Here is a 9,693-nt window from a genome sequence, read left to right on the forward strand (position 1 = left end):
TATCGCGCTCCGGGGTCGGCATGTAGGAGTCTACCGCTTCCATTAGTTTGATGATGTTTTCCGCTTCCGCCTCGTCGCCCTCGAGCGCTTTTAGCGCGGAGCCCGGCACTATCGGGATGTCGTCGCCCGGGAACTCGTACTCGTTTAGGAGGTCGCGCACTTCCATCTCGACGAGTTCCAGGAGTTCGGGGTCGTCCACCATGTCGACTTTGTTCAAAAAGACGACTATGTAGGGGACGCCGACTTGCCGCGCGAGAAGGATGTGCTCGCGGGTTTGGGGCATCGGCCCGTCGGCGGCCGAGACCACGAGGATGGCGCCGTCCATCTGGGCCGCGCCGGTGATCATGTTCTTTACGTAGTCGGCGTGGCCGGGGCAGTCTACGTGGGCGTAGTGGCGGTTGGCCGTCTCGTACTCCACGTGGGCGATGGCGATGGTGATGCCGCGCTCGCGCTCTTCCGGCGCGTTGTCGATCGAGTCGAAGGAACGAAATGTCGCTTGCCCCTTCTCCGCCAGTACTTTGGTAATGGCGGCGGTTAGCGTCGTCTTGCCGTGGTCGACGTGACCGATGGTCCCGATATTCATGTGTGGTTTGGTTCTTTCGAACTTAGCTTTGGCCATATAGTTTTCCTCCCTGTGAAATTCACATAGCTAACGGAAAGACCGCCGCCGGCGGTTTTTCTGTAGCGGTGGCAGGATTTGAACCTGCGACGCCACGGGTATGAACCGTGTGCTCTATCCAACTGAGCTACACCGCCATGTGCCCAACCAAAGAACCGGCCTACAAAGCCGTTCCCCCGGACAAGCCTGAGCCCGCGAGCGGATTTGAACCGCTGACCCCTTCCTTACCATGGAAGTGCTCTGCCGACTGAGCTACGCGGGCGCAATGCAGTTTTCCTGCAACAAGGTTATTATAATGATTTGCGCCGCAATTTCAAACCGTTTCGGGCTTTCGATCTTGCGCGCAACGCGTAAAACTAGAAAATCCGCCGGCGGCGGTCTTCTGTGGAGGGAGCAGGATTTGAACCTGCGAAGGCTTCGCCAACGGATTTACAGTCCGTCCCCTTTGGCCACTCGGGAATCCCTCCTCGTAAAGGACTTAAGTCGATTTAAAATAGTAATTGAAAAGCGCACGGGTGTCAACGAACGCCGCTTGGAGCATCTTTTAGATGAGGCGACACACAAACAACTATTACGCCGGTACGCGCGATTCTCGCACTACTTCAGCACTTCCCCGGCCCAGACAGACCCGATAGGGATACCCCCTAATGCAAGATTCCCCGTTTTCTGCTAGAATCTCTTATAAAAATGTACGGTAGGTGATTGTATGCCAATCTATGGTTATCGTTGTCGGTCCTGCGAGCACACCTTCGAGGTGACGCAATCGATAAACGACGAGCGCATCAAGGACTGTCCGGAATGTAGCGGGCAGGTAAGAAAATTATTTTATCCGGTCGGAATCGCCTTTAAAGGCAGCGGATTCCATGTCAACGACTACAAGTCGCCCGGGCGCGCGGCCAAGGAGAAATCGGCCGGCGACAACGGGGGCGGCTCTACATGCGACCCCGGCGGAAACGGTTCGAGCTGTTCGAGCTGCGCGACCGCTACAGCCTCGAACGATAGTTAAGGCCGACACAAGGCCGACCTGGAGACTTGCAGAGTCCGTGTCGCCTTGTGCGTTCGATATCGAGTCGCGCGATTAGAATCAGATATAGTGCCGGATTCTATCATCGAACAAAATCTTGCAGCCGGCGCGCTCGTCGGTGGCCCCATCGAGGTCTTTGCTACGGCGGTTGACCATGCTGACCACATTCTTCCAGGTTGTTGGAGCTTTCGTGTCCCCAGCAAGCCGGCGCGCCGCGCGGCCTTTGGCCGTCGACCGATTCGGGTTCTTAAACAAAGCCTCGATGACGGTCCCGAAACCGGGCGAAGAATAGCACTCGAATCCGTCGGAGAGCGCGTCCATCAGAAAGAGGCCAAAACCTCCCTCCTCTGAAAATACCGGCTCGTCGAGGCGGTACGTCAACCCTTTGCCCTTATCGCGCACCATCAGCTTGAGGGACACGTCATCGAGAGCGCACTCGAGCCCGATCACAGGCCGCATGTGACCCTCCGCATACGCATGCCGAACAACATTGGTACAGGCCTCCGATAAAACCACCAAGATATCCGGGCCCCTTACTTCGTAGTCGGTGCCCGAGATAATGTCTTGGACTTCCTCTCTGATCGCAGTCAGGCTCCGCGGCTGCGACGGAAGCAATAACTTAAGCCGTCTGTCGATCATCTTAGTCCCTCCTTAAGCACTCATATAACGCTTGCTTGATTTCATTCCCGCTAACTTTGAGGCCTAAACATTTTTCTTCCGCGAACCGCTATTATTTTTGGGTTTATTTGTTTCCTTGCGCGTTTCGCAAAAAGGGTCGCAAATGGGGTCAGGTCTTTACTTTTTAATTTGTTTGTTTCCTTGCGCGCGGGGCGTGTCGGCCGAATCCGTAATATCCGTAACAACGTCCCCTTTTGTTCAACGTCCCCTTTTGTTTCCTAAGCCGCGCTTTTATTTGGCGGGCAAACGCTTTAGTGGGAGGTCTCGGTCCGCTCGAATTTCAACCCTTTAGCCTCCATTAGCGCTTTAAGAAACGCGCTATGGAGTTCTGTGGGCCTCATCAAGAACTCGAGCCGGTCGAGTTCGTCCGTGGCGGCCGCTATGGAGCGGGTCGCCGCAATCAACGCATCGAGCTGCTCGACAGCCGACTTCCGCTGCTCATTCTTTAAATCGAAGTAATCGCTCTCGGTGTTTACCCAGGCATAAAGCCCGCCGCGCGCCCCGGGGTTCGACGCCTGCAACGTTGCCGATTCTGCGATCATGCCTTCGTCTATTGAGTACTCCAGGTTGGCGAGGTTGAGTTTGACGCTATCGGATACCTCGGCAAAGGTTGTCGCGCCGCCGGCGTCATACAATTCAATGTAGCCTATTTGGACGCTGCCCACCTTTACTACGACCTCGACTTCGCCGCGGCCGCTGTCGAACATTCCTTTTGCCAGCGCCACAAGCTTGGCCGCCGAAACATCGCGCTCCGAAACGATTACGCTTTCGCGCTCGAGTTGTACTTTTGTCTCTTCAAGCGTCGCCACACCGATCATCCCTTTCTCCTATATCAACAGGTGCGACCCTGTCTCACACGTATACTTCCCTGTGGTTATGTTACCAATCCTGCGGCAAAGGCACAACGGGAGAACACCGGCGCGCACCACGCCAGACAAACACGGCCGGCCCGATACGTCCCTTGTCTCGGTCTGGCTCTCCCGCTTATGCCGCACCGAACCGGCCAACCCCGCGCCCCAAATGCGTGTTTAGAACAGAGCGCAAACGGTAAAGATACCGCAACAGAGCGCGCGGGCGAACTTAGCGCGCGCACAAGGAGGTGTTGGTTTGAAAAGGTTTCTGTTGACTGTCGCTCTTTCTCTGGGGATAGTCTTCGTCACATATGCCGCCTCTCCGGCCTTGTCCGATGAGCCCAGCGAAAGCGCGTCGGAGTCGTTCGTCGACGAAAAAGATGCGGCCGTCGTCTATTCGGTCGCAAGCTCATCGAGCGATGGGTCAGCCTCTTATTCAAGCGAAAGCCACACAATCGCGATCGAGAATAATCTTTCGATTCAGGGAGAGGGCGCTGAAGGAGGCTCCGCCTCAAACGTCACCATAATCTCGGGCGACGGGACTGTCTCCTACGAGGTTGTCAACGGAAACGTCGATTTCGACGAATCCGGCGGGGGCTTAGAAGGTTCGACGGGCACAGATGCAAACCCCGCGCATAGCGGCGGCGGGCAAGCGAGCGTCGAGTCCGTAAGCATCGTTTCCAAGACAGTTGTCTCAAACGTCGTGGAGAGCCATAGCCCCGGCGTTCATGTCTCCGGAAACAGCTCCAATTCCGTTTCAGTAAGCTCAACAACGTCAACCACTACAAAGGCTAAGGTACCTGCTCCGGCAGCCCCACAGGCGCAACCGGACCTGTCGCAAGGAATCCAGCCGAAGACTGACGCCACAGGGCAGCCCAGAGAGGTTGCGATGGCAATCGTTCCCGACACCATTCATCTGAGAAGTGCCGGTAAGCTGCGCGTCATTTTATATAGCAACGCGGGATTCGACGCCGCGACCATCGACCCGGCTACCGTCAAGCTTAACGGCGGGGGCACGGCGCAAGTGCGCGAAACTACCTGCGATATGAACGGCGACGGTCTGGCCGATGTGTTCCTCTACTTCGATATAGCCGACTTGAACCTGCCGACCGGCGAAACAGAGTTGTGTCTAACCGGCGCGACCACCGGCGGCCTCGCGTTCAAAGCATGCGCTGCGGTGAGTATGTTGAGGTAGAACGAAGTGGAGCAATCAAATAAAAAGATGCTTGGCGACAGGCCAAGCATCTTTTTATTTCGCATTGTCTGGTGCGCCCGGTAAGATACAGGCCTACTCTCTATTCCACCGACCATCAAAAGCCACATTAACCGTATCTCTTTCCAACATACATGTTTTCTATCAAGAAACCGCTGTCCGCGTCCGATTAGATAAGCTAAGCACGCAAACAAACATCCCTTGAGCGGTGATAAGATTGCATTTGATGATAGACCAAAATGTTTACGGTTACGGCCATATCTTCCAATTGCTCATTTCGCTTGTCGCTTTCGTTTTCTTGCTGGCAAACCGTCCGCGCCTAAAGCACTACGACCAATATCCTTATTACTTAGCCGGCGTCGCTTTATTTCTCGTAGCAAGTATTTTCTACGTCGGTTCGATCTATGCCGGCAATGTTTTCCTACACATCCTCGCAGGCGCGACCCAATCCTTAAGCATCGTCGCCGTAGTAGCCCTAGTAAGAAATACCAGTCTCAAGGATAAGCGAAATGCTTGATATATCGGCGCACTTAATCACATTAATTTTGGTATTCACCGGCGCCGGGTATATCGTTTACCACTATGGGCGGATTAGCCGGGAGATCCGACCTATTCTGATAGCCGTACTTTTCGGCTACGCCCTAACCAATATCTTTGAACTCTTCTTAGCTTACACGGAACAACCAATATATCACCTTCTCATTAGCTATCCGAACAGCGTTATACCAATGCTGTTAATCGGCGGTCTCCTGCTCAGCATCCAATCGAGCGAACGGGAGCAGCTCGAAATCGAGCAGCAAAGACTCATCGTTCTTCACACCATTGGGAACAGGGCGAATGAAAGTCTTGATATTGAGGAAATAGCGAGAAACACGCTCGGCGAACTCTTAAAGGCAACGCCTTATAGCGGTGTAGCGCTCTATCTGGCATCAAAAGACCAAGAATATCTCGAATCGATATGGTCGGAAGGACTGTTCAGAGAACTCGACCCGGACCTCTCGATGATCGATGCCAAGGCAATCTACTTCGCGTTTTCGATGTTGAATTCGGATATTATCACCCTAAGCAGCCCCGAGTATTGCGAGGAACTGCCATTGTGCAAAAAACTTAAGCTGGCCGGTATTAATAACGTTCTAGCCGCGGAACTCTCGAGTAATCAAAGGTCGATCGGTATTCTATTGTTTATCGCGAATAATGATATAACCATCGGCGACGAACAAAGAAGCTTCATCGGCAACGCCTGTCGTTGGCTTTCCATGGCCGCCGACAATGCCAAATCCGTCGATGATTTGCGCACCGCCTATTTCAAAATCGCCCTATCTTTCTCGAAGGCCATAGAGGCTAAAGACCCCTATACCCGGGGTCATTCAGACAGCGTGGCGGTTCTATCGTCCGAATTCTCGTCTTATTTAGGACTTGATAAGCGGCAAATTGAGAAAGTATACGTTGGCGGACGCCTCCATGACATCGGCAAAATCGGCACCCCGAGAAGCATCTTAAACAAGCCCGGGCACCTGACAGACGAAGAATACGCTATCGTCAAAGAGCATGTCTGTAAGGGCTTGGAGATAGTGCAGCCCATCAACCACTTCATTAACGTCGCCGACATTGTCGTCCACCACCACGAACGTTATGATGGCAGCGGCTATCCGATGGGCCTAAGTGGGGAGCGTATCCCACTCCTCGCGCGGATTGTTTCAATAGCCGACGCGTTTGACGCAATGACTTCAGACAGAGCATACAGGCAAGCGATGTCAACCGAGCAAGCGCTCGATAACATCACAAAGAACATGGGTTCGCAATTCGACCCTCTGCTCGCCGACCATTTTGTCAACATGATTGAAAAGAAGAAAGCACCTGGGCACAGCGTCGGAATAACCGCTGATGAGCTTGGGGCGCTTATTGGAGAGGCGTTCATCGACGATGAGGAAGCCGCCTGCTAAGCCTACTATCCCATAAACGTAACAATATGTTGCGCGCCCGGTAGGATTCGAACCTACGACCTTTGGTTCCGGAGACCGTTCTACGGAACTTTCGATGTTTTGCCATGTTTGGTAATTACCTTATTTACCTGCAATTATGGTGATATTTTAAACCCTATGCCCTACTATGTTTTGCTATGTCTGCGGATGAGGTTGTACGCTCATAGTACTATGGCACTCGCTTACTTTAAGAAGAACTTACCGAAAAACCGCCCTAGCTTTTTATTCAATATCCTTTTTCCGATCCGCTTAGGATCTCCGCTTGCTAGCTTTTCGATGTCGTTGGAGATCCTGGCGGCTTTGTAAAGGTTTCTGGTTAGGTTTCCCATAGTTGACACCTTTTCCATATTTTGGAACCGTTTTTATTTGTTCTGGGCTTTATCCAAGTACTTGCCATCTATAACTCCTGCTATTACTACTGCGGTGTTACGGTAGGGCGTCCAGCGCTGTTTTATACTGCTTCGCCTGGGTTGGTGTGATATCTTTATCAAGGCGCACAAGTGCCAGGCCATGCTCATACATATACTGCACGAGCATGGGGTTATCCATGAACTGCTTAATGTAGCTATAGCGCTTTGCACGATCCTGCTCTGAGGTAAAGATCTCGACCGTTCCGCCTACCGGGTTGGCCTTGTCGCTCTGCTCAATTCGACCATCGGCCCAGTTGATCTTCTCGATATACTGACCGGGACGCCCCAAGAGCTTATTGGTGTCGGTCGCCTCGGTATAGACAATCGTCTGGGTAATCGGGATGCCGGTTTTCTTGAAAGCATCGATCACCTGAGCGGCTTTGAGTGTCTCGGCCGGTTTGGCGGCTTGCTTGGTTGTAGTCGTGGGGTTATTAGCCGCCTGCTGGGTAACAGCGGCCTTCTGCGAGCAGCCGGTTGTGGCCACTAACAAGGCGATGATAACCAAATAACGTGCAGCACTTCTCATTCTACACCTCTCTACTTATACTCCTCGATTGTAACTGTCCAGTTAGCGCTAGCCGCCTTCACGTCTAGGTAATATTGTCCTGCACTCTTTACGAGCATCGTGGAGTCGCTTTTATTCTCCATTACCGAGACCTCTGGGAATCCGCCATCGCTTTCAAGGGATGTGCCCGCCTTCATTACGTAGATCGAGCATACAGGCATTGTATCGCCGTTTACGCTATAAGTAAGGCGTGCCTGCCCTCCAGTTAAGGTAAAGAGTTCGCCCCTCTTGTCAGTTGACCCGCTCAACTCTGTTACCTTGGTCCATTGTTTTGGTGCTGACGGATCTGTCGTGTTGACAGTTACTGTCTTTGTCGCCTGGTCCCATCCAACCTGTGCACCGAGCGATTCGGCGATAAGGCGAAGCGGAACCATCGTACGGCTGTTTATTATAACGGGATATACATCGCCGTGGTGCTCAATACCGTTGACGATAATTCGAATGCGCTGCGTCGCGGCGACAGCCGACCCTGCTGTGGCAAGAAGCATGCCGACCAATAAGCCCGCAATAAACCTTTTTATAATGCCCTCCTTAAAGCTTTCCTTCTAATATCAACGACTCAATTCGATGAAACTCTGGCTTAAGACGAATATTAGGTTGTTTCTATCAATGCGGCCAGTGCGACTTCTGCGTTTGTTTTACGAGCGGCGGCTGCCACGTCCTTTGATACAATAGTTTTTCCGATCGGAGAAATTGCGATACTCGCTAGCTTTAAATGTTGAATTCCGAAAGGTATGCCGATGATTGTAAAGAAATTAATTACGGCAGCGATTACATGGCCGATTGCCAGCCAGAACCCTGCAAAAATAAACCATATGATATTACCAAGAGTCCCCAAGTCGCCAGTGCCAATATCATCCTTTTGTGTAAGCTCTTTCCGGTTGATTGCTTCCTTGCCAAATGGGAAAAACGTGAACGTTCCGATTATAAAACACGCTTTGGCCCAAGGAATCCCGATTATCGATATGTAGGCTACAAGCCCAATGATCCACCAAGCAAGTCCCAGGAATATACCACCAAGGACGAACCACAAAAAATTGCCAATTAGGCTCATCATTTCAATCACCTTCCCTGACCAACAACTCCATCCTTATACACACATAGCGTTCCCTTGTGCAAAAATCAGCAAGTTCATAAATAGTTGCTTCAGGATAATTCGCCAATAATTACAGTAATACCTCTTTTATAGTTTGGTTGTTATGGCTGTCAAAAAACGGTTGCCCAGTTTCAGTTTTTTGTGCGTTTAGGTAGGGCGTGGGTCTTCAAGCCGTCAATCGCCAAGGATGCAGAATTTCGCTCTCTTTTCTAGTGCCCGTGCCAGTTGCGATATAGCTTAAGCGCCAGCGCTTCATCATGGACGGCGCGGCTTAAGCGTTCCTGGCAAATGGCCTCCATTAAATCGGTGAGGACGAAGGCTAAAGGCCGGTTTGAAGCGGCATATTCCTCAACCAGCTCGTTCAACTTTTTAGGCAGTTCCCCAAGTTCCTCTGTCGTTATCTCGTGCGCATGTTTAAGTATCATCTTACCTCCTATAGATCGCCAAAGAATTTTAAGAACTCGCTCGGCTCTTTCTTCTCTTTCACGTCAAGCCGCGCCCTGCTTGATGGAGACAAGCCAAATTCTTGCATGTACTGCTTGAATGCCTGGCTATTGTCCCTTAGAATCTGGCAGGCCGGATGCTTGCGGGTCAGCCCCCTCTCATCAACCGTTGTAGTGCCCTCCTCTTTGAGCGTCTTTGCAGCATCAACCGCTAAGCCGTAGTGAAAGCAAAGAAGAGTGAGCGCCGATCCATCAATTATTGTGAGCAACCCTAAACGCTCTAACTCAGGTGCCAGCTCTTTCCATTTCCTTTTTTGCCTCAGCAGGGAGCCAGCCAGGACACTTAGGGGTGATTGGTTTTGGTTTAGATTCGTTTCTCTTCAAGTCTTCCCGCCTTGCCGTGCCGTATATTAAGTCATATACCCCCGGCAAAGCCGGGGGCTTGAATTGTGAACCGCTCAAAGCGGTCTTAAAAGCTGGGGCCGCCTAAAGGCGACTATAGCAGCTTAAGCTGATCCAACCTTTTCTCTTCTGCTTCCTGCTTCTTAATATACTTGCGGATCACTTCTTCATCCCGGCCAACTGTTGATACAAAAAGCCGGCGTGCCCAAAAGCTTCTGGCCGGTGAAATTGCGAGTTCGCCCATCAAAAGTCAAGGGCGTATGAATCGCACTCTTGCCTTTAATAAAACCTTGTCACTTGGGACACCGAGTACTTCGGTGGGATAGAAATTAGCATGTGCACATGATCTACCATCATGTGTCCTTCCAACACGGTACTCTCACGCTGTTTGGCATAGATTATGAAACACA

General features: G+C 51.8%; 13 protein-coding genes, 3 tRNA genes and 1 pseudogene. 4 read left to right on the forward strand and 13 right to left on the reverse strand.

Annotated elements, in window-relative coordinates:
• The 4 genes from KGZ93_09305 to KGZ93_09320 all read right to left on the reverse strand — a co-directional run.
• Nucleotides 1–619 (reverse strand): GTP-binding protein (locus KGZ93_09305; GenBank protein MBS3909800.1); only part of this gene is annotated, 619 nt, incomplete at its 3' end.
• Nucleotides 620–682: 63 nt separating this feature from the next.
• Nucleotides 683–756, reverse strand: a tRNA-Met gene (locus KGZ93_09310).
• A 52-nt stretch (nt 757–808) separates the two neighbouring features.
• Nucleotides 809–881: transfer RNA gene (locus KGZ93_09315), tRNA-Thr, on the reverse strand.
• Nucleotides 882–1,004: 123 nt separating this feature from the next.
• Nucleotides 1,005–1,086, reverse strand: a tRNA-Tyr gene (locus KGZ93_09320).
• Nucleotides 1,087–1,325: 239 nt separating this feature from the next.
• Between KGZ93_09320 and KGZ93_09325 the strand changes: the two genes are divergently transcribed.
• Nucleotides 1,326–1,625, forward strand: coding sequence for an FmdB family transcriptional regulator (locus tag KGZ93_09325; protein ID MBS3909801.1), 300 nt, complete (start codon nt 1,326–1,328; stop codon nt 1,623–1,625).
• 78 nt (nt 1,626–1,703) lie between these two features.
• Here KGZ93_09325 and KGZ93_09330 read toward each other — a convergent pair whose 3' ends face one another.
• Both KGZ93_09330 and KGZ93_09335 read right to left on the reverse strand, forming a co-directional pair.
• Nucleotides 1,704–2,282 (reverse strand): ATP-binding protein, encoded by a 579-nt coding sequence (locus KGZ93_09330; GenBank protein ID MBS3909802.1) that lies wholly within the window; start codon nt 2,280–2,282, stop codon nt 1,704–1,706.
• Between the two features lie 290 nt (nt 2,283–2,572).
• A complete protein-coding gene (locus KGZ93_09335; GenBank protein ID MBS3909803.1) occupies nt 2,573–3,139 on the reverse strand; it encodes a hypothetical protein in 567 nt (188 codons plus the stop codon).
• A gap of 289 nt (nt 3,140–3,428) precedes the next feature.
• Here KGZ93_09335 and KGZ93_09340 point away from each other — a divergent pair, with 289 nt between their 5' ends.
• From KGZ93_09340 to KGZ93_09350, 3 genes are all read left to right on the forward strand, one after another.
• Complete coding sequence (locus KGZ93_09340; GenBank protein ID MBS3909804.1) at nt 3,429–4,367, forward strand: hypothetical protein; 939 nt, start codon at nt 3,429–3,431, stop codon at nt 4,365–4,367.
• 244 nt (nt 4,368–4,611) lie between these two features.
• Nucleotides 4,612–4,902: a hypothetical protein gene (locus KGZ93_09345; protein MBS3909805.1), complete on the forward strand. Its 291-nt coding sequence runs from the start codon at nt 4,612–4,614 to the stop codon at nt 4,900–4,902.
• Complete coding sequence (locus tag KGZ93_09350) at nt 4,895–6,328, forward strand: HD-GYP domain-containing protein (GenBank protein MBS3909806.1); 1,434 nt, start codon at nt 4,895–4,897, stop codon at nt 6,326–6,328. The genes KGZ93_09345 and KGZ93_09350 overlap by 8 nt, the downstream gene beginning before the upstream one ends.
• Before the next feature lie 221 nt (nt 6,329–6,549).
• Here the strand turns inward: KGZ93_09350 and KGZ93_09355 are convergent, their stop codons facing one another.
• The 7 genes and pseudogenes from KGZ93_09355 to tnpA all read right to left on the reverse strand — a co-directional run bounded on the left by KGZ93_09355 (nt 6,550) and on the right by tnpA (nt 9,693).
• Nucleotides 6,550–6,696 carry a hypothetical protein gene (locus KGZ93_09355; protein ID MBS3909807.1) on the reverse strand — a complete coding sequence of 49 codons (147 nt, stop codon included), beginning with the start codon at nt 6,694–6,696 and terminating at the stop codon, nt 6,550–6,552.
• 97 nt (nt 6,697–6,793) lie between these two features.
• Nucleotides 6,794–7,303 carry a hypothetical protein gene (locus tag KGZ93_09360; GenBank protein MBS3909808.1) on the reverse strand — a complete coding sequence of 170 codons (510 nt, stop codon included), beginning with the start codon at nt 7,301–7,303 and terminating at the stop codon, nt 6,794–6,796.
• An 11-nt stretch (nt 7,304–7,314) separates the two neighbouring features.
• The gene (locus KGZ93_09365; protein ID MBS3909809.1) at nt 7,315–7,839 is read right to left on the reverse strand and encodes a copper amine oxidase N-terminal domain-containing protein; all 525 of its coding nucleotides are present in this window, start codon (nt 7,837–7,839) and stop codon (nt 7,315–7,317) included.
• A 95-nt stretch (nt 7,840–7,934) separates the two neighbouring features.
• On the reverse strand, nt 7,935–8,396 hold the full coding sequence (locus KGZ93_09370; GenBank protein ID MBS3909810.1) for a YccF domain-containing protein: 462 nt from the start codon (nt 8,394–8,396) through the stop codon (nt 7,935–7,937).
• A 251-nt stretch (nt 8,397–8,647) separates the two neighbouring features.
• Complete coding sequence (locus KGZ93_09375; GenBank protein MBS3909811.1) at nt 8,648–8,863, reverse strand: hypothetical protein; 216 nt, start codon at nt 8,861–8,863, stop codon at nt 8,648–8,650.
• 8 nt (nt 8,864–8,871) lie between these two features.
• Nucleotides 8,872–9,219 (reverse strand): phage terminase small subunit P27 family, encoded by a 348-nt coding sequence (locus KGZ93_09380; GenBank protein MBS3909812.1) that lies wholly within the window; start codon nt 9,217–9,219, stop codon nt 8,872–8,874.
• 158 nt (nt 9,220–9,377) lie between these two features.
• Nucleotides 9,378–9,693 (reverse strand): annotated as a pseudogene (gene tnpA, locus KGZ93_09385) (IS200/IS605 family transposase).

The organism is Actinomycetota bacterium, from assembly GCA_018333515.1.
GTDB lineage: Bacteria > Actinomycetota > Aquicultoria > Aquicultorales > Aquicultoraceae > Aquicultor.